This window comes from Methylobacterium sp. E-065 (assembly GCF_022829605.1).
GTDB lineage: Bacteria > Pseudomonadota > Alphaproteobacteria > Rhizobiales > Beijerinckiaceae > Methylobacterium.
In genome coordinates, this window is the sequence record NZ_JAKSYD010000016.1 from 38,993 (window position 1) to 57,998 (window position 19,006).

Annotated in this window: 20 protein-coding genes and 1 other RNA gene; 7 read left to right on the top strand and 14 right to left on the bottom strand. The window is 69.0% G+C overall.

The window, feature by feature from the left end; translation table 11 throughout:
• Window positions 1-172 precede the first annotated feature (172 nt).
• Complete coding sequence (gene rpmE / locus MKK84_RS01015) at window positions 173-421, bottom strand: 50S ribosomal protein L31 (protein WP_243916173.1); 249 nt, start codon at window positions 419-421, stop codon at window positions 173-175.
• 242 nt (window positions 422-663) lie between these two features.
• Between rpmE and MKK84_RS01020 the strand changes: the two genes are divergently transcribed.
• The gene (locus MKK84_RS01020; RefSeq protein WP_243916174.1) at window positions 664-2,508 is read left to right on the top strand and encodes an ABC transporter transmembrane domain-containing protein; all 1,845 of its coding nucleotides are present in this window, start codon (window positions 664-666) and stop codon (window positions 2,506-2,508) included.
• Window positions 2,509-2,535: 27 nt separating this feature from the next.
• On the opposite strand, the gene MKK84_RS01025 is transcribed toward MKK84_RS01020, so the two are convergent.
• The 7 genes from MKK84_RS01025 to MKK84_RS01055 form a co-directional block, all read right to left on the bottom strand.
• The gene (locus MKK84_RS01025) at window positions 2,536-3,549 is read right to left on the bottom strand and encodes a peptidoglycan -binding protein (protein ID WP_243916175.1); all 1,014 of its coding nucleotides are present in this window, start codon (window positions 3,547-3,549) and stop codon (window positions 2,536-2,538) included.
• Window positions 3,549-4,541, bottom strand: coding sequence for a MotA/TolQ/ExbB proton channel family protein (locus tag MKK84_RS01030; RefSeq protein WP_243916176.1), 993 nt, complete (start codon window positions 4,539-4,541; stop codon window positions 3,549-3,551). Before MKK84_RS01030 ends, MKK84_RS01025 begins: the two co-directional genes overlap by 1 nt.
• A 168-nt stretch (window positions 4,542-4,709) precedes the next feature.
• Window positions 4,710-5,528 carry a TIGR00282 family metallophosphoesterase gene (locus MKK84_RS01035; RefSeq protein WP_243916177.1) on the bottom strand — a complete coding sequence of 273 codons (819 nt, stop codon included), beginning with the start codon at window positions 5,526-5,528 and terminating at the stop codon, window positions 4,710-4,712.
• A 3-nt stretch (window positions 5,529-5,531) separates the two neighbouring features.
• The gene (locus MKK84_RS01040; protein ID WP_243916178.1) at window positions 5,532-6,137 is read right to left on the bottom strand and encodes a 5-formyltetrahydrofolate cyclo-ligase; all 606 of its coding nucleotides are present in this window, start codon (window positions 6,135-6,137) and stop codon (window positions 5,532-5,534) included.
• A non-coding RNA gene (ssrS, locus tag MKK84_RS01045) (6S RNA) lies at window positions 6,127-6,283 on the bottom strand. Before ssrS ends, MKK84_RS01040 begins: the two co-directional genes overlap by 11 nt.
• A 363-nt stretch (window positions 6,284-6,646) precedes the next feature.
• Complete coding sequence (locus MKK84_RS01050; RefSeq protein ID WP_243916179.1) at window positions 6,647-6,910, bottom strand: hypothetical protein; 264 nt, start codon at window positions 6,908-6,910, stop codon at window positions 6,647-6,649.
• Between the two features lie 435 nt (window positions 6,911-7,345).
• Window positions 7,346-8,875, bottom strand: a complete 1,530-nt coding sequence (locus MKK84_RS01055; RefSeq protein ID WP_243916180.1) for a formyl transferase — start codon at window positions 8,873-8,875, stop codon at window positions 7,346-7,348.
• Window positions 8,876-9,131: 256 nt separating this feature from the next.
• Here MKK84_RS01055 and MKK84_RS01060 point away from each other — a divergent pair, with 256 nt between their 5' ends.
• The 3 genes from MKK84_RS01060 (at window position 9,132) to MKK84_RS01070 (ending at window position 13,294) form a co-directional block, all read left to right on the top strand.
• Window positions 9,132-11,231 carry a GumC family protein gene (locus tag MKK84_RS01060; protein ID WP_243916181.1) on the top strand — a complete coding sequence of 700 codons (2,100 nt, stop codon included), beginning with the start codon at window positions 9,132-9,134 and terminating at the stop codon, window positions 11,229-11,231.
• On the top strand, window positions 11,228-12,532 hold the full coding sequence (locus MKK84_RS01065) for a VpsF family polysaccharide biosynthesis protein (protein WP_313899308.1): 1,305 nt from the start codon (window positions 11,228-11,230) through the stop codon (window positions 12,530-12,532). Before MKK84_RS01060 ends, MKK84_RS01065 begins: the two co-directional genes overlap by 4 nt.
• 147 nt (window positions 12,533-12,679) lie before the next feature.
• The gene (locus tag MKK84_RS01070) at window positions 12,680-13,294 is read left to right on the top strand and encodes a septation protein A (protein ID WP_243916182.1); all 615 of its coding nucleotides are present in this window, start codon (window positions 12,680-12,682) and stop codon (window positions 13,292-13,294) included.
• Window positions 13,295-13,297: 3 nt separating this feature from the next.
• Here MKK84_RS01070 and MKK84_RS01075 read toward each other — a convergent pair whose 3' ends face one another.
• Genes MKK84_RS01075 through MKK84_RS01085 form a run of 3 tightly spaced genes read right to left on the bottom strand, consistent with a single transcriptional unit; the run spans window position 13,298 to window position 14,863 of the window.
• Window positions 13,298-13,912: a DsbE family thiol:disulfide interchange protein gene (locus tag MKK84_RS01075; RefSeq protein WP_243916183.1), complete on the bottom strand. Its 615-nt coding sequence runs from the start codon at window positions 13,910-13,912 to the stop codon at window positions 13,298-13,300.
• On the bottom strand, window positions 13,909-14,052 hold the full coding sequence (gene ccmD / locus MKK84_RS01080; RefSeq protein ID WP_243916184.1) for a heme exporter protein CcmD: 144 nt from the start codon (window positions 14,050-14,052) through the stop codon (window positions 13,909-13,911). Before ccmD ends, MKK84_RS01075 begins: the two co-directional genes overlap by 4 nt.
• Before the next feature lie 10 nt (window positions 14,053-14,062).
• Window positions 14,063-14,863, bottom strand: coding sequence for a heme ABC transporter permease (locus MKK84_RS01085; RefSeq protein ID WP_243916185.1), 801 nt, complete (start codon window positions 14,861-14,863; stop codon window positions 14,063-14,065).
• 405 nt (window positions 14,864-15,268) lie between these two features.
• Here MKK84_RS01085 and MKK84_RS01090 point away from each other — a divergent pair, with 405 nt between their 5' ends.
• A complete protein-coding gene (locus tag MKK84_RS01090) occupies window positions 15,269-15,943 on the top strand; it encodes a trna delta -isopentenylpyrophosphate transferase (protein ID WP_243916186.1) in 675 nt (224 codons plus the stop codon).
• Window positions 15,944-15,972: 29 nt separating this feature from the next.
• Window positions 15,973-16,284, top strand: coding sequence for a hypothetical protein (locus tag MKK84_RS01095; RefSeq protein ID WP_243916187.1), 312 nt, complete (start codon window positions 15,973-15,975; stop codon window positions 16,282-16,284).
• A gap of 9 nt (window positions 16,285-16,293) precedes the next feature.
• On the opposite strand, the gene MKK84_RS01100 is transcribed toward MKK84_RS01095, so the two are convergent.
• Window positions 16,294-17,046 carry a tRNA1(Val) (adenine(37)-N6)-methyltransferase gene (locus MKK84_RS01100; protein ID WP_243916188.1) on the bottom strand — a complete coding sequence of 251 codons (753 nt, stop codon included), beginning with the start codon at window positions 17,044-17,046 and terminating at the stop codon, window positions 16,294-16,296.
• The gene (locus MKK84_RS01105; protein WP_243916189.1) at window positions 17,043-17,267 is read right to left on the bottom strand and encodes a DUF2007 domain-containing protein; all 225 of its coding nucleotides are present in this window, start codon (window positions 17,265-17,267) and stop codon (window positions 17,043-17,045) included. The genes MKK84_RS01100 and MKK84_RS01105 overlap by 4 nt, the downstream gene beginning before the upstream one ends.
• Before the next feature lie 156 nt (window positions 17,268-17,423).
• Between MKK84_RS01105 and MKK84_RS01110 the strand changes: the two genes are divergently transcribed.
• Entirely contained in the window at window positions 17,424-18,443 is a 1,020-nt protein-coding gene (locus MKK84_RS01110) for a polyprenyl synthetase family protein (protein WP_243916233.1), read from the top strand.
• A 125-nt stretch (window positions 18,444-18,568) separates the two neighbouring features.
• Here MKK84_RS01110 and MKK84_RS01115 read toward each other — a convergent pair whose 3' ends face one another.
• Entirely contained in the window at window positions 18,569-18,997 is a 429-nt protein-coding gene (locus tag MKK84_RS01115; protein ID WP_243916190.1) for a MarR family winged helix-turn-helix transcriptional regulator, read from the bottom strand.
• Window positions 18,998-19,006: the final 9 nt, after the last annotated feature.

The window sequence follows — 19,006 nt, forward strand, 5'->3', positions numbered from 1 at the left end:
GCGATACGGTTCTGTGGACAACACCCGGGTGGCCGGTCCTTCGAGGCGGCTCCGCCGAACCAGGGCGCGCAAGCGCACGCCCGGCTCAACCGAAACAAAAAACGGGCGGCCCCGCAAGGAAGCCGCCCGTTTTCGAGATTGGCCGCACCCCGGGGCGCGGCCTCCGCTTCGCTCAGCGCTTGCCGAGGTTGCCGAAGCGCGAGTTGAAGCGCGAAACGCGGCCAGCCCGGTCGAGCATCTTCTGCTCGCCGCCGGTCCAGGCCGGGTGGGTGAGCGGATCGATGTCGAGGTTGAGGGTGTCGCCCTCCTTGCCGTAGGTCGAACGGGTCCGGTACTCGGTGCCGTCCGTCATCACGACCCTGATGAAGTGGTAGTCGGGGTGCTCTGTCCCCTTGGCCTTTGCGGCCGCGTCCTTCGCCATGACCTGTCGTCCCTAATCTGGCACGCCGGCGGGAAGCGCAGGAGGCGCCGCCCGGCCCGGAATGCGGAAGATGACACCGGTTGCACCGAACCGTGGGTTCGTGCAACGGCACGTACAAGCCGACCGTGGTGGCGGCCCGCGGCCATTGAACACACGCAATCGGATGAGCGGCGGCGTATACCGCACGCGCTTCCCGGTCACAAGCGCCGCGGACCGGGAGAGTGAGGGACACGAGAGGCGTAATGGCCCGCAAACCCAAGGTGGCCGTTGAGGGGCGGCCCAAAGCTCCGCTGAGCGCGCTTCGGCCGCTGCTCCCATTCGCGCTGCGCTATCGCGGCCGGATCATCGGCGGAGTCCTCGCCCTCGCCTGCGCGTCGGCCTCGACGCTGGTGGTCCCCATCGCGATGCGCCGGGTGATCGACCACGGCTTCACGGCCGACGGCTCAGGCGTGATCGACGCCTATTTCCTCGCCCTGCTCGGGGTGGTGGCGGCCTTCGCGCTGTCGAGCGCGGCCCGGGTCTACACCGTGGTGACGCTCGGCGAGCGGGTCGTGGCGGATCTGCGGGCAGCCGTGTTCGCCCGGCTCACGATCCTCGATCCCGCCTTCTTCGACCGGGCGCAGTCGGGCGAGATCGTCTCGCGTCTCACCGCGGACGCGACGCAGATCAAATCGGCTTTCGGAGTCTCGGTTTCGATCCTGCTGCGCAACCTGTTCCTGTTCGTGGGCGCCACCGCCATGATGGTGATCACGAGCCCGCGGCTGTCCGTGATGGTGCTGGCCGCGATTCCACTGATCGTCTTCCCGCTGATCCTGTCGGGCCGCGGCGTGCGGCGCCGGTCCAGGGCCGCCCAGGACCGGCTGGCCGAGGCCTCCGCGTATGCCGCCGAGGCGGTCGGGGCCGTGCGGACCATGCAGGCGTTCGGGCGTTCGGGCAGCACGGCCGCCCGGTTCGCAGCGGCGTCCGAGGAGGCTTACGGGGCCGCCCGCGATTCGATCCGGGCGCGGGCGCTGCTGACGGGGGTCGCGATTTTCCTGATCTCCGCCTCCGTGGTCGGGGTGATGTGGTACGGCGCGCAAGGCGTGCTGAGCCACACGATGACCGGGGGCGAACTCTCGCAATTCGTGCTCTACGCGGTGTTCGGCGCCGGGGCACTCGGCCAGCTCTCCGAGGTCTATGGGGATCTCGCCATGTCGGCGGGCGCCGCCGAGCGGCTGACCGAGATCCTGGCCGCCGAGCCAGCGATCCGCGCGCCCGTGCCGCCCCTCCCGCTGCCGGAGCCCGCGCAGGGCGCGGTGACCTTCGAGGCGGTGCGCTTCGCCTATCCGACGCGGCCCGGCCACACCGCGTTGGGCGGCCTGAGCTTCGCGGCGGCCCGCGGCGAGCGAATTGCCATCGTGGGCCCGTCCGGCGCCGGCAAATCGACGGTCTTCCAGCTGCTGCTACGCTTCTACGATCCCCAGGACGGTCGCGTCCTGGTCGACGGCGCGAACATCGCGCAGGTCGATCCCGAGCACTTGCGCGCCCGCATCGCCCTGGTGCCGCAGGATCCGGTCGTGTTCTCCGGCACCGTGACCGAGAACATCCGCTACGGCCGGCCCGAGGCGAGCGAGTCGGAGGTCCGGCATGCCGCCGAACTCGCCCACGCGCATGGCTTCGTCACAGCCCTGCCCCAGGGCTACGACACGCAGGTCGGCGAGCGCGGCGTGACGCTCTCGGGCGGCCAGAGGCAGCGGATCGCCATTGCAAGGGCGATCCTCAAGGACGCGCCGATCCTGCTTCTCGACGAGGCGACCTCGGCGCTCGACGCCGAATCCGAGCGCGCCGTGCAGGCGGCTCTCGACACGCTGATGCGGGGGCGCACCACCCTGGTGATCGCCCACCGGCTCGCCACCATCCGCGCCGCCGACCGGATCCTGGTCCTCGACGATGGCCGCATCGTCGAGACCGGGACCCACGAGAGCCTGCTGGCGCAGGGCGCGCTGTACGCGCAGCTGGCGAACCTGCAATTCACGGATGCGCTCGACGAGACCGCCCGGGGCAAGGAGCCCCGCACCCGGGGCGAGCGTCTGCCGGCGGCCGAGTAAGTTGCCCCTACGAAAGGGAGAGACTCGCTATCGCTCGGTGAGCTTCATCTCGATCCGGCGGTTGCGGGCATAGGCGTCTTCGGTGGTGCCGGCATCGAGCGGCTGAAACTCGCCGAAGGCGCCGGCCAGGAGATGCTGCGGCGGGATGCTCTTGCCGGCGAGGTACTGAACCACCGCGATGGCCCGTGCGGCCGAGAGCGCCCAGTTCGACGGGAATTGCGACGTGCTGATCGGACGGGCATCGGTGTGGCCGTCGACACGCAGCACCCAGGGCAGATCCGCCGGGATCTGCTTGGCCAGGTCCGAGATCGCTCCGGCGATTCGGTCGAGCTCCGGCCCAGCCTCGGGCTTGAGGGTCGCCGAGCCAGCCGGGAACAGCACCTCCGATTGCAGCACGAACCGGTCGCCGACCACGCGGATGTCGGGGCGGTTGCCCAGGATCTGGCGCAGGCGCCCGAAGAAGTCGGACCGGTAGCGCGCGAGTTCCTGGACCTTCTGGGCCAGGGCGACGTTCAGCCGGCTGCCGAGCTCGGCGATGCGGGCCTGCGATTCCCGGTCGCGGCTCTCGGAGGCGGCGAGCGCATCCTCCAGGGCGGCGAGCTGGCGGCGCATGGCGCTGATCTGCTCGTTCAGCAGGTCGATCTGTGACAGCGCCCGCTTGGTCGCGCCCCGCTCGGCGTCCAGTTGCTTGTCGAGCGCGCCCGTAGCCCCCTGAGTGACGGTCGCGGCCTCGGCCTGGGTCTTCGCCCGATCGCGCTCGGCCTCGACGCCGGCCAGCGTCGTGCGCAAGTTTCGGACTTCGTCCTCCTGCGTGCGGCGGCTGGAGCGTTCCAGGGCGAGGAGATCGGTCAGATCGGCGATCTGGCGGTTGAGCTTGGCCAGCGTCTCATCCCGACCGGTCAACTCCTGCGACAGGAAGAACTGACCGACCACGAACACCGTCAGCAGGAACACGACCGCGAGCAGCAGCGTCGCCAGCGCATCGACGTAGCCCGGCCAGACATTGAGGGTGCGCCGGGAGCGTGCCGCCCTGGACGCCATCAGACCCGCTCCCGGCCGAGCCGGTCGAGCACCTGCTTCAATTCCCGCTCACGGCTGGCCTGGGCCTCGACCCAGTCGCGGATCATCTGCTGCTCGGCGCGCATGTGCTGCACGAGCCCCTGGATGCCCTCGGCGAGGTTGGTCATGGCGAGCGTCGCGGCGCGGCTGCCGCCGCCCTCCGCCACCAGGGCGGTCAGACGATCGATCGCCTCCTTCAGTTCCTGCGTTCCGGCCCCTCCCGCTATCCGGACCGGCACCGATGCCCCGTCGCCAACGGCCGCGACGGCGGCCTCGCCGGACATCAGCCAGTCCTGCAATTCGTTGTGGAAACGCGCATGGGCCTGGCCCGCCTGCAACTCCAGGAAGCCGGTGATCAGCGACGAGGCAAGTCCGAACAGCGAGGCGGAGAACGCCAGACCGATTCCCGACAGCGGGACCGCAAGGCCTGATTTCAACTCGTCGAACATCACCCCAGCATCGCCGCCGCCGCGCATACCCTTGATCACGCCGCCCACGGCCGAGAGCGTATCAATCAGGCCCCAGAAGGTGCCGAGCAGGCCGAGCAGGATCAGGATGCCGGCGATGTAGCGCAGGATCTCGCGCCCCTCGTCGAGGCGGGCCGCAATGATGTCGAGATAGCCGGCGGTGCCCGGCAGCGTCGCCCCCGCGTTCCGGGCCGCGATCATCGGCACCATGGGCGCCAGAAGGGCGGGCGGACGTTTCGACTGCGCATTGCGCGCGGCCGCGTTGACGTAGGCGACCTCGCGGAACAGCCGGATCACCTGCCCGAAGGCGATCACGACCGCGATGAAAAGAACGCCGAGGATGAGGCCGTTCAGGCCGGGGTTGGCCAGGAAGGCTGGCGTGATCTGCTTGAACAGAATGAAGGCGAGGAAGCCGACCAGGATGAGAAAGACGATCATGCGCCCGAGATAGATTCCGGGCTGAGCCAGCGGCCCCTTGGTGTTCTCGCCGGTATCGCGGGCGGCCATCGGTCGCTCTAGCCTGATCTCAGAAGATGCGGTCGCCGGCGGCGCCCGTCACGGTCACTGTGGCGGCAGGGCCGGACGCGATCAAGTCGCGCACAGGACGCAGTCGCGTCGCGTGGTGAACGGCAGGCGGCTCCGGGGATCTCCCGCGCGATGCGATCGGGACGATGCCTAATCCCAGAAGTTTGGCGCACTCTCCTCCAGATGCGGCCCGAGCCGGAGCGCCGCAACCTGGGTGGCGAGCCCCCGCGCATCGATCTCGACCGCGATGCCGCTGAGCGTGCCTTCCCCGGTGGCGACCTCCCAGCGGGAGCCCGGCGTCTTCTGGATCATCCGCCGGATCGGCTCGTCTTTCTGCATGCCGATCACCGAGTCATAATCGCCGCACATGCCGGCATCCGACATGTAGGCGGTGCCGCCGGGCAGGATCCGGTGATCGGCGGTCGGTGTATGGGTGTGGGTGCCGACCACGAGGCTCGCCCGGCCGTCGAGGTAATGGCCGAACGCCTGCTTCTCGCTGGTTGCCTCGGCGTGGATATCCACCACCACGGCGTCGGCGGCGGCCCCCAGCGGGCAGGCCATGATTTCGCGTTCCACGGCGGCGAAGGGGTCGTCCATCGCGTCGAGGAAGACGCGGCCCATCACGTTGACGACGAGGACGCGGGCGCCCCCTTGCGTCTCGACCACGGTGGCACCCCGTCCCGGTGTTCCGGGCGGGTAGTTGGCTGGGCGCACCAGACGTGGCTGGCGGGCGATGAACACCAGGGCCTCGCGCTGGTCGAAGCTGTGGTTGCCGAGCGTCACCGCGTCGGCACCGGCCTGGATCAACTCGTCGCAGATCGATTCAGAGATGCCGAAGCCGCCGGCCGCGTTCTCGCCGTTCACCACCACGCAGTCGAGCCGCCACCGGTCCCGCAGGCGTGGCAGCTTTTCGCAGACCGCGATGCGGCCAGAACGGCCGACGACATCGCCGAGGAAGAGCAGCCGCATCGGTCAGACCGTCCTGTCGAAGCGGATCAGACCCGCCTCGGTGATCACGCAATCGAGGGGCCGGTCGTGCGGCTCGGCCGGCACGTGCGCAACCTCCTGCACGGCAAAGCCAATGCCAACGGTGAAGACCGGGTGGCTGCGGGACAGGCGCTCGATTGCGCCGTCGTAATAGCCGCGGCCGTATCCGATCCGCTGGCCGGTCCGGTCGAAGGCGGCGAGCGGCACGATCAGCGCGTCGGGTTCCACCGGTGGCAGGGCGGGGTCGGGTTCACTCAGGCCGAAGCTGCCCGAGACCAGCGCATCCCCGGCGCGCCATTCCCGAAACACGAGACCGTCCTTGGTGACCTGCGGCAGGGCCACGGCCTGGCCGCGGGCGAGCAGTCCCTCGGCGGCGGGGCGAGGATCGACCTCGCTGCGGATCGGCCAGAAGGCTCCCACGAGCCGGGCGCGCGTCAATTCGGGTAGGCTGAGGAGTGCGCGGGCGATCGCCGCCGAAGAGGCCTGCCGGTCTTCCGCGCCGAGCGCGTCACGAGCCGCCAAGGCTGCGCGGCGCAGCTCGGGTTTGCGCGCCGCATCGGCAGGATCGGAGAAAGACGAGTGCGGAGCCACGTGAGCCGTTGGAGGATCGATCCCGGGAAACCTACAGAGTAGGTGGGCGCCGTATTGGCCAGGTCCAGGGACGAGGCCAGGGACAGCTCCCGAGGGAGTCGATAAGGCCCCGGGGATAGTGCTCCTGACGAACTCTGCAGCCCCGCCTCCGATATGTAGCGGGCCGGACGCCGTCCCGCCAGGGCTATGCGGCTAAGAAATTGGTGCCCAACGCGGGAGGGGCCAATCCCCCGCGCACTCGCCCGCAGCCTGCGCAAAGCGTCGGACCAACCCTAGGCCGCCGCCGACGCAACACTGAAGACCCGGGCGACAATCACCGGGTCGCATTGCACCGGCGTTCCATGAGCCCGGGTATCCATCTGCTCAGGACGAAGGCGGCACGGCCAAACGCGAATGCGATCGACGGCCGTGGATTCTATTCGACTCTCCGGTTCGGTCCCGCCGGGCTCGAACCGGGGATCAGGCATGCTTCCACGCCGTCGCGCGCGCCACCCGCGCTGGATGGCTTGCTAGGCGCGATCGGCGGCCTGCGCACCGGTCCTATCACGCGCCTCATTCTTACGCAGAAGCGAGATCTTCGCGTGATCCTCAATGGCCAAGTTCAGTACTGCATCGCTTTGCCGAGGAGAAACCTTCTGCGCGGATCGGGGATCGGCGGATTGCACATGCTGCGTGGTCTTGGCGCTGTCCGACTGCTTCGTCTCGGACTTCACGGCATGCGCTTGAACGGCATGCGTGTGGGCGGTGGATACCGGAGCGATGGACGTACTCATCGGAAAACTCCTGTTGAGCGGCTAGCCTCCAGTGAGTCGTCTTTAAACTGATTGACTCGCCGAGCGGATGCGTGATCGAGCTGAAGAACTCAGACTTGGCTTTGCCCAGTTTGAGTCGGCATCCGGCACGATCAGCCGTTTTCGGCACCCGCGGATCGGAAACTTGACAAACATCGAGCAAATGTCAAGTATCGGCCTATGAAGCAAAGATACGACTTTATCTGATAATACATCCTTTATAGATGCGCAAAATACCAATCCCATGGTCTGAAGCATATAAAGTTGAATTGCAGAATATTTAGAGCATTAAAAATTCTTGACCGCGCGGGCCGCACGGCGCTGCCCTGTCTCGAAAGTTGTTCCGCTCCAAGTTTCGGTCTAACGGCGGCCGCCCAGAGCCACAAAACGGATGCCCCTGCGACAACTTGGTCCGGATCACCCCGTGAGCCGGGCGCGGCCCGGGATCGTGACACGCGGCGCGCGCCCGGCCCCGTCGATGCACTCGATCCCGCCACCCGCGTTCAGGGTATGCAGCCGGTTGCCGGGCCATGCCGGGCCGGGCTCGACTCGGCCGATCACGGTCTGGGCGAATCCCTCCGGATCGAGGCGGTCGATCCGCGCGAGCACCACAGCGCGGCCGTAGCCGGCGGCGCAATCCTGGATCGGGCGGATCAGCCGGCCGCCCCGCGACACGATCCGGCCCGCCGGCCGCGCCAGGGACGGATCGACCAGGACCGGATTGGCCGGATGCGGCGTGTAGGGGCCGCGGAAATCGGGCGCCGACCAGAGGTGCAGCGCGTCGTGGAAGGAGCCCGCGCCGGGCGGCGCGTTGAGGCCGGCATCGCGCACGGTGGCGAAGATCCACCAGCGGCCTGCGTGCTCCACGAGGGTCGCGTCGCTCGCCACCACGCCGGAGAGGAGCGTCGCCTCCTTGACCCAGCCGCCGGGGAAGCGCGTGGCGCGGTAGAGGTCGACCGTCCCGGCGGCGGAACTCTCCGGCACCATCCAGACGGCTCCGTCCCGCTCGAACACGAACGGGTAGGACAGGTGATGCGCCTCCTCCAGCACCGGCACCGGCACGCCCTCCGGCCCGTCCGGCCCGAAGCAAACGGACGAGATGATCGCCTTGCCCGTGGCGTGCGGGAAATCCTCGACGAAGAGGTGCGTGCTGCCCCCGACGGAGATCGGAAAGGGATCGGCATAAAAGCGCCGGCCGTCATCGGGCAGGACGGTCCATCTCGCCTCGGGATGACGGCCGAGATCGATCAAGTCCGGCCCGGCAAGGCGCCGCCAGCCGCAGCGCCAGTGCGGAGCGTTGTAGCAGAGGCGATAAAGCCGATGGATCAGGGCGCCCGCGAGCATGCGCCCGGCCCGCACGCCGAGGCGCGGAACCGTCAAGACCACGCGATGATCAACGGACGCGTCGCCGGCGCCCCCTGCCCCGGCCCCTCCCGCTATGTGGTCGCGCAGAGCCGCGGCAACCAGCGTGATCGTCCGGGCGAGCGCATCCTCGAAACTGGCCAACACGATCCCGGGCCGGTCGGCACCAAGGCGGCCAGCGGCGCGGATTGCGCCATTCTCCACGAGGGTGAGACGCGGCACTGCATCGGCGAGCAGGCTGGCCAACAGGGCGTCCGCGCCGACCCGGCCGTCATACGCGATGTGCCATGTGGCCGGTCCGGACGGGACATCGCCGCACAGGTCGAGGACGATATCCGGTCGGGCGGCGGGCTGGCGCCAGAGCTCGAGTTCGGCGCTCGGAACCGGCTCCGTGCCGGGGCGAGGCAATCCATGAACGAGCGCCTCGAGCCGGAACAGCAGCTCAGCCGTACGCGGCCACGCCCCGGATGCCGGCGCGTCGTCGACGCTGACCGCGGTCAGGCCGGGGATCTCGACGATCCGCCGCAGCAGGGCCACGTGCCAGTGCTGCGGGTTGGAACCGTCGAGGCGAACGCGCACATGCATCGATCAATGCACCCTCATCCAGCACCGTGCCGCGTCACGCAATGAACCACGCCGCTCCAATCCCCAACCGTAACGCGCGTGATACATGGTAAATATCATTCGAAGTTGCGCGAGGTGTTTACCGGAAACGCAGTAATGGATACGTCTTGTTGGGACAACTTCAGTTTCGGCAGCTTATCACCCACATGCGCGACTCTTGCAGGCTCGGGTACGGCCCCCGCGGGTCTGGCCAGGATTGAGACGACGGTGACCGATCGTGACACGGATCGACCCTAACCTCGCTGTCGCGACTTGGCTGGCGCCGGTGCAGCCTGCTCTGCCCGAGCGGCCCGTCCGGCCGGAGACGAGCGCCGAGGCCAGCGACCTGTGGCGCATCCTCTGGCGGCGCAAGACGCTGGTGATCGGGACCGCCCTGCTGCTGGCCCTGCTGGCCCTGACCTATGCCCTGCTTACACCATCCCTCTACACGGCGACCGCCCAGATCCTGATCGACCCGCGCGACCGTCAGGTCGTGTCCAACGACGTCAACCCGGGCACCCTCTCGCCGGATGGCGGCATCGCGCAGGTCGAAAGCCAGGTGAAGGTGATCGAATCCGACGCGGTTTTGGGCCGGGCCGTGGCCCAGACCGGGCTGGAAACGGAACCGGGCTTCGGCGCACCCCGCAACCTCTGGCTGACGCGCACCGTGGCCACGCTGCGGGCGCTGGTCACTGGGCCGCAGCCCGAACGGAAGGTCGACGCGCAGGGCCGTGCCCTCGCGCAGCTCCGGCGCAAGCTCGCCGTGAAGCGCGCCGACAAGGTGTTCGTGATCGACGTGATCGTCACCACGGAGGATCCCGACCTCTCGGCGAAGATCGTCAACGCGATCGCCACCGCCTACCTGACGGACCAGACCGAGGCGCGTGCCGATGCCGCCCGACGCGCGGCGGGCGATCTTCGGGGCCGGCTCGACGAGTTGCGCCAAGCGGTCAACGTCGCCGACAAGAAGCTCGAGGATTACAAGGCCCGCGCCGGCCTGATCACCGCCAGCGGCCGGCTCGTCAACGAGCAGCAGCTGACCGACCTCAACACCCGGCTGGTGGCCGCCCAGGCCCGGACCGCCGACGCGCAGGCGCGGCTTCAGGGGATCCGCGACGCCCGCGGCCGGGCGGTCGGGGCCGGCGCGATGCCGGAGGCGGTGCAGTCCGCGGCGATCGACCGCCTGCGCGGGCAATACGCCGAACTCGCCGCCAAGGAGGCGGACCTGCGCACCAATTTAGGCGAGCGCCATCCGTTCATCGCCGCCGTGCGCACCCAGATGCAGGATGTCCGCCGCCTGATCGACGCCGAGCTCAACAGGATCGCAGGCGCGGCCGAGACCGAGGCCCACCGCGCCCAGGCCAACGAGCGGACGCTCACCGCCGAGTTGACTCGGCTCCGGCAACAGGCGGCGGTCAATTCCCAGTCTTCGGTGCAGCTGCGCGAACTAGAGCGCGAGGTCGAGGCGGCGCGTTCGGTCTACAACGCGTTCCTGGTCCGCGCCCGAGAGATCAAGGAGCAGAGCAGCATCGACAGCTCGAACGCACGGATCATCACGGCGGCCCGCCCGCCGGAGGATCCGAGCTGGCCGCCGCGGCTGATCCTGATCGCCGCCGCGCTGTTCGGCGGGATCGGCCTCGGCGCCGGGCTCGCGCTGATGCGGCAATATCTCGCCCCCACGGTGCTGTCGCCGCGCCAGCTGGAGCGGATCTCGAACGCGCCGGTCGTGGCGGTCCTGCCAGGCCTGCGACCGCGCGGCGCCAACGCGACGGCCGCGGGCATCACCCTGGACCATCTCGCCGCGACCGCCGGCAGCCTCGGGCGCTCGCTCGTGCTGATGGTGACGTCGGGCGAATCGGACCAGAAGCGGCGCCGGGCCGTGATCGGGCTTCTCGCCGCGGTAGCGGTCGGGCGCGGTGACCGGGTTCTGCTCGTGGACGCGGATCTGCGCGGCTATGGGGCGAGCGCCGGCGGCCTGCTCGATGTGCTGCGCGGCGAGCAGAGCCTCAACGCGGTGACCGACACTGATTCGAAATCCGGCGCGCGGCGAGTCGGGCTCGGCGACACGAGCAAGCCGGTCCGTGAAGCCCTCACGGTCGATAACGTCGAGCGGTTCGTGGCCGGCGTGAAGGCCCGTTTCGAGCTGGTGATCGTGGATGGCGGGGTCCTCAGCGAGAACCTGCGGCTCGGCCCGCTCGCGAACGCTGCCGATCGGGTGCTCATGGTGGCCTGCAATGGCGCGACCCGCCAGCGCGACCTGATCGACCTCGTCGACAGCTCCGAGGCTTTGGGCCGGCCGATCTCCGGCTCCCTGTTCCTGACCCGGCGCCGGGCGTGAGGCTCGCGCGGGCCGAACCCGCGGCCGAGCGAATCGCGCCGCTGCGGGCGGGCACACCACGGCGCGGCGTAATCGCCCGTGCCGAGTCCCTGGTCTTCGTCCTGTGGGCGGCGCTCCTCGTCGGTGTCTCGGGGGGCCTGCTGTGGGTGTTCGGGCTCAACTATGACGGGCTCACCGGCTCGGCCGCCTCCAAGATCCACCCGGCGACCTACCTCGCGGTCGCGCTGTTCGGCTGGACGCTGCTGCGCGCTGGCAATCCGGTGATTCCCGTGGCGCAGGCCCTGAACCGCCGGCCCGCCAGCGTGCTGCTCGCCGTCTGTGGCGTGCTGCTCCTCGCCCTGATCGCAACTCGCGGCGGGACCGGGCTCGCGGGCTCGATTGATACCTTCGTGCTGGCGGGCCTCCTGCCGATCCTGCTGCTCGATCGCGACGCGGAGACCCTCGGGCGGATCGAGATCGTGATCCATCTGGTGATGCTCGCCAACGCGCTGCTCGGCCTCTACGAGCTCGCCAGCGGCCAGCGCTTCTTCCCGTTCCGCCTCGACGGCGCGGATTTCGACTGGGACACGCGCTCGGCGGCCTTGCAGGGCCACCCGCTCAGCAACGCGACCGTCACGGCCTGCTACATCCTGGCGCTCGCCGCGGGCGGTGGCCGGCTGGGGCCGGCCCTGCGCACCGGGATGATCGCCCTGCAGCTCGTGGCGCTGGTGACGTTCGGCGGGCGCTCCGCCATCGTGATTACGCTTATCCTCGGCGGCGCGGTCGGGCTCGTTGCACTTGGGCGCGTCCTGCGGAGCGGGCGGATTCCGCTGATCGGTGCGGCCTGCGCCTGCTTTGCGCTGACGCTGGTACCGGTCGCGGTGGCGGTGCTGGCGGCGCTCGGCTTTTTCGACACCTTGCTGGACCGATTTGCCTCCGACGGCGGCAGCGCGCAGGCCCGGGTCGACATGCTGGAAATCTTCCGCGCGATCCCGTTCCGGGAGCTGCTGGTCGGCCCGGATCTCCAGCAGGTCACCACCCTACGGCGGATCTACGGGCTGGAATGGGGCATCGAGAACTCGATCCTCTCGACCCTGCTCTACCAGGGCATCCTGATGACGACGCTCCTCGTGGTCGCGGTGGGCTTGTACCTCGCCGAGGTTGCGCGCGTCTGCCGGCACGGCGTCTGGCTGCCGATCCTCGCCTTCGTGATCCTGGTCAACACCTTCGAGGGGCTGGCGGGCAAGACCACGCTTCTGGCGAAATTCGCCCTGGCGCTGATCGTCCTGTTCCCAAAGGTGCCGATCCGCGGACGCTCTTGAGGCCGCCGGCATCCAATCGGTCGAGGCGTCGCTTCTCGGCAGTCTCGATCGTGATGGACAACGCGCGCGCAGCGTTCCACACACCCCACGAATCCAGTCCGGCCCCTGCACGTCCCGCGGGTGCCGCATCCGAGCCAACTGACGCGCATGCAGATCGAATCCGTCCCTCCGCGCCGCCACCTGCCACCGCTGATGAAGCTGGCGCTCGAACTCGGCCCGCTGGTCCTGTTCTTTCTCGGAAACGCGTACTCGGAAAAATTCGGCGTCGCCCCCGACCAGAAGTTGTTCGTGGCCACCGGCCTATTCATCGCGGCGACCGTGGTGGCGCTGGCGATCCACTACGTGCTGATGCGGCGCCTGCCGATCATGCCGCTGGTGTCGGGCGCGGTCGTAATCGTCTTCGGCGGGCTGACCGTGGCGCTGCAGGACAAGACCTTCATCATGGTCAAGCCGACCATCGTGAACGCCCTGTTCGGCACCATCCTGCTCGGTGGCCTCGCCTTCGGACGGCCGCTCCTGTCGGTGGTGCTCGATTCGATGTTCAGCCTCACCGAGGAGGGCTGGCGCAAGCTGACCTTCCGCTGGGGCCTGTTCTTCTTCGTGCTGGCGGCGCTGAACGAGATCGTGTGGCGGACGCAGACCGAGGATTTCTGGGTCAACTTCAAGGTGTTCGGCATCATGCCGATCACCGTGCTGTTCGCCCTGGCGCAGACCCCGCTGCTCTCCCGCTACGAGAACAAGGCGCCGCAGCCGGAGGCGTGAGCCCTACTGGGCCGCCGCGACCTTGCCGGCGGCCCGGATCCGCGTGAGCACGCTCGCAAAGTTATCGGGCGTGAGGATGCCGACGAGCTTGTCGCGGATCACCCCGTCCGGCCCGACGATGAAGGTCTCGGGCACGCCGTAGACACCGAAATCGATCGCCGCGCGCCCGCTCGCATCGGCGCCGACGGCGCTGAACGGTACGCCGTGCCGGGCGAGGAAGCGCTGCCCGGCCTCCGGGTTCGGCTCCTTGTAGTCGATGCCGACGAGCCGGATGCCGGGCTCCTTGGCTAGCCGCATCAGCATCGGGTGCTCGACCTGGCAGGGCGCGCACCACGAGGCGAACACGTTGATCACCGTGATCTGCCCCTTCAGCTCGGCGCTCGACAGCCCCGGCACGGGAGCCCCGGCCGCGGTCAGCCCCGGCACGGCCGGCAGGTCGAAGCTCGGCACGGGCTTGCCGATCATCGCCGAGGGCAGTGCGGCCGGGTCGACCCCGGAGCGCAGGCGCAGGAAGAACACGGCGGCGAGCAGCACGAAGGCGAGCGCCGGCACGATCAGCAGCAGGGAGCGGCGAACCGGAAGCGGCCGCTCGGTCACGTCGTCATGCAGGTTGGTCATCGGCGGTCCTCACCGAAACCCTTGAGCGCCCGTAGCTGCGCCCTTCGGTCGCGGATCGCGTTGCCAACCAGCGCGACCATCACCAGCGCGGTGAAGGCGTAGGCCACCAGGATGAAGCCGCCGTGAGACCCGAGATCCATCGTGCCGATCCTAAACCGGTTGGCCCACCGGCAGCCCGGTCGAGGGCTGCGGCGTGATGCGGGGCTGAACGCGATCCAGGCGCTCGGCCTCGCGGATGGTCAGCGTCCGGACCCGGCGCCGCATGATCTCGGTGCGCATCGCGTAGAGATGCAGCGTGGTGCCGCCGAGCGTCGCGGCGCCGATCATGATGAGCAGCGGGTAAAGCATCGAAGGGTCGATGGTCGAGCCGCCCATGCGTAGGATCGAGGCCGGCTGGTGCAGGGTCGACCACCAGTTCACCGAGAACTTGATGATCGGCAGGTTCACGGCGCCGACCAGCGTCAGGATCGCGACCGCGCGGGCGGCGCGGTTCGGATCCTCCAGCGTGCGCCAAAGGGCGATGATGCCGCAATAGATCAGCAGCAGGATCAGCATCGAGGTCAGCCGCGCGTCCCAGACCCAGTAGGTCCCCCACATCGGCTTGCCCCAGAGGGAACCGGTCACGAGGCAGATCAGCGTGAAGGCCGCGCCGATCGGCGCTGCCGCGCGCTGCGCCACGTCGGCCAGCGGATGGCGCCAGACCAGGGAGCCGATCGCCGACACGCTCATGGCTCCGTAGAAGAACACGCCGAGCCATGCCGCCGGGACATGGATGTACATGATCCGCACGGTCTCGCCCTGCTGGTAGTCGGGCGGCACGACGAAGAAGGTCTGATACAGGCCGACGGCCAGCACAGCGAGCGATAGGACCGTGAGCCACGGCACCGACGCTCCCGACCAGCGCATGAAATGGCTGGGATTCGACAGGCGGGTCCAGAGGGAAGGCGTCATCGCGGCTGCTGTCTCGGACATCGTGATTGCCGGTCTACCCTAGGGTGCGGTGCAGCAACAATGCGGGTCGTCGGCGCAGTCTGTCTGGTCGCTGATTTGTGGTCGCTTCGGGCTGGTAAGGGCTCGGGTGACGGACAGGGCATCTGCAGGGGCTGAAATGGCACTCAACGTAGATTGGCCGCCAGCCTCATACGGCTTCGCGTTCCTCCTAACCCCCGGCGCCGAGTCGCGCGGGTGATGATGAGGCGCATCCATCGCACGCCCCCCAGGCCATGGCTTTTCACGTCCCGACCTTGCAAGCGGCGGGACGATCACGCATATAGATACGAACAAAAAGAGAACAAAAGAGCGTCGCCTGAGAAAGCTGTGGACGACGCGGCCTGATCCTCCCGGAACGAGCCCCGCATGCGCACCGCCGACAAGCAGATTGCCGACATTCTCGTCCGCTACGGCGAACCCTTCGGGGGCAACGTCTGGCGGGTTCAGGGGACGGCCGTCATCTACCACAAGACGCTCGAGCGGATCGCCGCCCAGGCCGGGATCGTGTTCGAGCCGCCAACGGTCATCCGTGCCGAGCGCGACGAGGCGGTGATGCTCGTCACTGGCCGCCTGCCCGGCGCGAAGCCCGGGACAGAGCGGGTCGAATGGTCGATGGGCGAGGCGCTGGTCAACGTGAACTACCGCGTGTCCGGCAAGCAGGCGGCCTACGTCTACGCCATGGCGGAGAAACGCGGGAAAGATCGCGTGATCCTCAAGCTCATCGAGTTGCACGGTCTCGTCTACTCAGAGGAGGAGGCCGACGAGTTCCGCGCCCACCAGCTCCCGATCCGGGCCGTCGACGAGGATTTCGAGGAGGCGCCCGCCTTCGACGAGGTCACCGAGGCGGAGGGCGACCTCAAGCGCCGGATCGACGAGGCCGGGACGATCAACGCGGTCACCGACCTGATGCTGGATGGCGCCACCCAGACGATCCTCGCCGCGATGCCGCCCGGCACCCGCGACGAGGTCCGCGATTACGCCAAGGCACGCCTCGTGGCGCTCGGCTGGCCGAAGCGCCCCGGCCGCCGCAGCGCCGCCTGATCCGTATCCCTTCACCCAAGGAGACCGCCATGCATCGCGCGACGCGCCGCCGCACCATGAAGGCCCGCGGACACAGCCACCAGAGCTGGAGCATTGAGACCCTGTCGTACAGCCCGTCCCGGATCGTTCGGCTGGGCGACGAGAAGGTCGCAATCCTGTTCCCGCCGGTGGAGCCCGGCGCCGCCTGGCAGCTCTACCCGCATCCCGACACGTTCCCCGGCCTGAACTTCGAGGGCCTGCCGGCGCCGCTCCGCCCGGAATTCCTGGCCTTCGCGGATCTTCCGGAAGTCGAGCGCTTCCTGGGGATCGGGGACGAGGAGCCCGCCGCCCTGGCGGCGTGACCGGTCGGGTCAGCAGCGCGGCGGCGCCCCGTGAAGTTCGGCGGCCTCCCGCGTGAAGGCGCCGTCCGGTCCGTGCAGAATTAAGGGTGGCTGCAAACGCAGCGGGGCGCGGCTTCCCTTGACGGCGCTGATCAGGATCCGGATCGCCGGCGCCTCGGCGCGGGGATGGACCGGACGGATCGCCAGATCGCCATACCGGCCGCGAAGGGTTTGCAGGCATTCGGCGAGAGCGTCGGCCCGATGGATCAGCCCAAGCCGCCCGCCGGGTCGCAGGATCGCCGTGCAGGTGCGGATCCAAACGTCCAGCGTCTCACTGGAGGCCTCACCGGCGAAACTATGCGCCGTAGCCCGGCCAGGATGCGGTGAAACCCGGTGATGGCCGACCGTGAAGAACGGGGGGTTCGTCAACACCACGTCGAAACTATCCGGCAGCAGACCGGCTGCGCGGCGTTCTGTCGCGGGGGCGAGCACGTTGGCTTCGATCACGCGGGCATCGATCCCGTTCAGCGCGGCGTTCGTCCGAGCCTGTGCAGCAAGATCGGGATCGCGCTCGACCAGGGTCGGTCGAAGGCCGGGCACCATCGCGGCGCAGCCGAGCCCGACGGCTCCGGTTGCGGCTCCGACATCGCACAGTCGATCCTCGGGGGCCGGGATAAGGAGGCGCGCCAGCAGCACCGCGTCGGTCCCCGCCCGGTGTGCCCCGCGCGCGGGCTGATGCAACCGCAGGCGCCCGCCCAGGAAGGCGTCCGGCGCTTCCGTCACGGCTGGCGCAGCTCGTGGGCGAGGCCGGCATCCTTGAGCAGGCGTCGCGCCTGGGCCTCGTGGTCGCGCGGCACCAGCAGCCGCTGCCCGAACATGCCGATCGACCCCTCCATCAGGCTCATCTGGCTGTCGGCCACGAGGACCGGGATCTCGGCCGCTTCGAGGATCGTGCGGGCGAACCCAATCAGGACGACATCGTTGGCCCGGATCAGCTCGACCATCAGAGTCCCCCAAGGGCCGGCGGTTTCGCCGCGTCGGCACTGCGCTCCCGGCGACCCATATCGCAGGGGAGCCGATGTTGCGGCGCCGCGAGGCCCGTGCGAAGGGATCGCCCTCCGCCCGGGGCGGAACCGGTCTGGAGGTCACGCATCTTGGGTATGGCCCTCTCCATCGAGAACCCGAAGCCTGAGATCGAGGCGGGGTTGAACGACCTCGTCGCGCTGGTGGCCGACGGCATGGCGCGGGTCAACACCACGATCCTGTCGCGGACGGGCTCCGAGGTGACGATGATCCCGGAGGTGGCGAACCACCTGATCGCCTCCGGCGGCAAGCGCCTGCGCCCGATCCTGACCCTCGCCTGCGCCAAGCTCTGCGGCTACGCGGGCAACACGGACGGCGACGTGAAGCTCGCCGCCAGCGTCGAGTTCATGCACACCGCCACGCTCCTGCACGACGACGTTGTGGACGAGAGCGACATGCGCCGTGGCCGGGTCGCCGCCCGGATCAAGTGGGGCAACGAGGCCTCGGTGCTGGTGGGCGACTTCCTGCTCGGCCAGGCCTTCCGGATGATGGTGGAGGTCGGCTCCCTGAAGGCGCTCGACATCCTCTCGGCCGCCGCCACGGTGATCGCCGAGGGCGAGGTGATGCAGCTCACCAACGCCAAGAATCTGGAAACCGATGAGGCCGCCTACCTCGCGGTGATCCGCGGCAAGACCGCCGAGTTGTTCGCGGCCGCCTGCGAAGTCGGGCCCGTCCTTGCAGCACGCCCCGAGGCCGAGCAGGCGGCGGCGCGCGCCTACGGCATGAGCCTCGGCATCGCCTTCCAGTTGATCGACGACGTGCTCGATTACGGCGGCACCTCGGCCGAACTCGGCAAGAACGTCGGCGACGATTTTCGCGAGGGCAAGATCACGCTGCCGATCGTGCTGGCCTATCGCCGGGGCAGCGAGGGCGAGCGCGGCTTCTGGCGGCGGACCCTTCAGCAGGGCGAGATTCGCGACGGCGATCTGGAGACGGCCCTCGACCTGCTGCAGCGCCACGGCGCCCTGGAGGAGACGGTGGCGCGTGCCCACCAGTACGGCGCCGAGGCCCGGGCGGCCCTCGATATCTTCCCGGACGGTCCGGTGAAGGCGGCGCTCAACGGGGCCATCGAGTTCTGCGTGGCGCGGGCGCGCTGAGGCGGCGCGTCATAGCGTTTCCGATCGATTGATCGGGTCTGCCGGCTTGGCGAAAGACAGTATGCGGCGCAATCGCTGCCCTGGCAGAACGACCAAAAAGGTCGGCCGGACGGACATGCCCTGCGTCAACGCGCCGCGGATGCGAGCGCCTCGGTCAGCGCGGGTGCCAATCCGCGCAGCTCCTCCAGATGCGCTGCCGTCAAGGTTCGCAGCAGCGCCTCGGCGCGGGGGGTGAGCGCAAGCTCACTCCGGCGCCGGTCCTCGGCAGCCCGTGTCTTGCTCAAGAGCCCGGCCTCGACCATGCGGGCGACCAGTTCGGCGGCGCTGTGGGGCGCGATGAGCAATTGCTCCGCCAGCAAGCCAACGGTGGCCGGGTTGCGCCCAACATGCCCGGCAAGGGTGAGCAGGGCCTGATGCTGCTGCGGCGGCAGCCCAGCCCGGCCCGCGGCCGCCTCGCTGAAGGCCAGGAAGCGCCGGAGGCGGAACCGGAAATCCGCCAGAGCCGCATATTGCTCCGATGACAATGTCTCGGCGCCCAATGCATCGGCGTCCATAGCAATACC

Bases quoted from the DNA above. Each gene is read 5' to 3' on its own strand.
- MKK84_RS01085 (WP_243916185.1), bottom strand. From the start codon at position 14,863: ATGACGCCTTCCCTCTGGACCCGCCTGTCGAATCCCAGCCATTTCATG.
- MKK84_RS01105 (WP_243916189.1), bottom strand. From the start codon at position 17,267: ATGGTCGAGCTGATCCGGGCCAACGATGTCGTCCTGATTGGGTTCGCC.
- rpmE (WP_243916173.1), bottom strand. From the start codon at position 421: ATGGCGAAGGACGCGGCCGCAAAGGCCAAGGGGACAGAGCACCCCGAC.
- MKK84_RS01095 (WP_243916187.1), top strand. From the start codon at position 15,973: ATGCATCGCGCGACGCGCCGCCGCACCATGAAGGCCCGCGGACACAGC.
- MKK84_RS01070 (WP_243916182.1), top strand. From the start codon at position 12,680: ATGCAGATCGAATCCGTCCCTCCGCGCCGCCACCTGCCACCGCTGATG.
- MKK84_RS01035 (WP_243916177.1), bottom strand. From the start codon at position 5,528: ATGCGGCTGCTCTTCCTCGGCGATGTCGTCGGCCGTTCTGGCCGCATC.
- MKK84_RS01025 (WP_243916175.1), bottom strand. From the start codon at position 3,549: ATGGCGTCCAGGGCGGCACGCTCCCGGCGCACCCTCAATGTCTGGCCG.
- MKK84_RS01110 (WP_243916233.1), top strand. From the start codon at position 17,424: ATGGCCCTCTCCATCGAGAACCCGAAGCCTGAGATCGAGGCGGGGTTG.
- MKK84_RS01020 (WP_243916174.1), top strand. From the start codon at position 664: ATGGCCCGCAAACCCAAGGTGGCCGTTGAGGGGCGGCCCAAAGCTCCG.
- MKK84_RS01115 (WP_243916190.1), bottom strand. From the start codon at position 18,997: ATGGACGCCGATGCATTGGGCGCCGAGACATTGTCATCGGAGCAATAT.
- MKK84_RS01055 (WP_243916180.1), bottom strand. From the start codon at position 8,875: ATGCATGTGCGCGTTCGCCTCGACGGTTCCAACCCGCAGCACTGGCAC.
- MKK84_RS01075 (WP_243916183.1), bottom strand. From the start codon at position 13,912: ATGACCAACCTGCATGACGACGTGACCGAGCGGCCGCTTCCGGTTCGC.
- ccmD (WP_243916184.1), bottom strand. From the start codon at position 14,052: ATGGATCTCGGGTCTCACGGCGGCTTCATCCTGGTGGCCTACGCCTTC.
- MKK84_RS01090 (WP_243916186.1), top strand. From the start codon at position 15,269: ATGCGCACCGCCGACAAGCAGATTGCCGACATTCTCGTCCGCTACGGC.
- MKK84_RS01030 (WP_243916176.1), bottom strand. From the start codon at position 4,541: ATGGCCGCCCGCGATACCGGCGAGAACACCAAGGGGCCGCTGGCTCAG.
- MKK84_RS01050 (WP_243916179.1), bottom strand. From the start codon at position 6,910: ATGAGTACGTCCATCGCTCCGGTATCCACCGCCCACACGCATGCCGTT.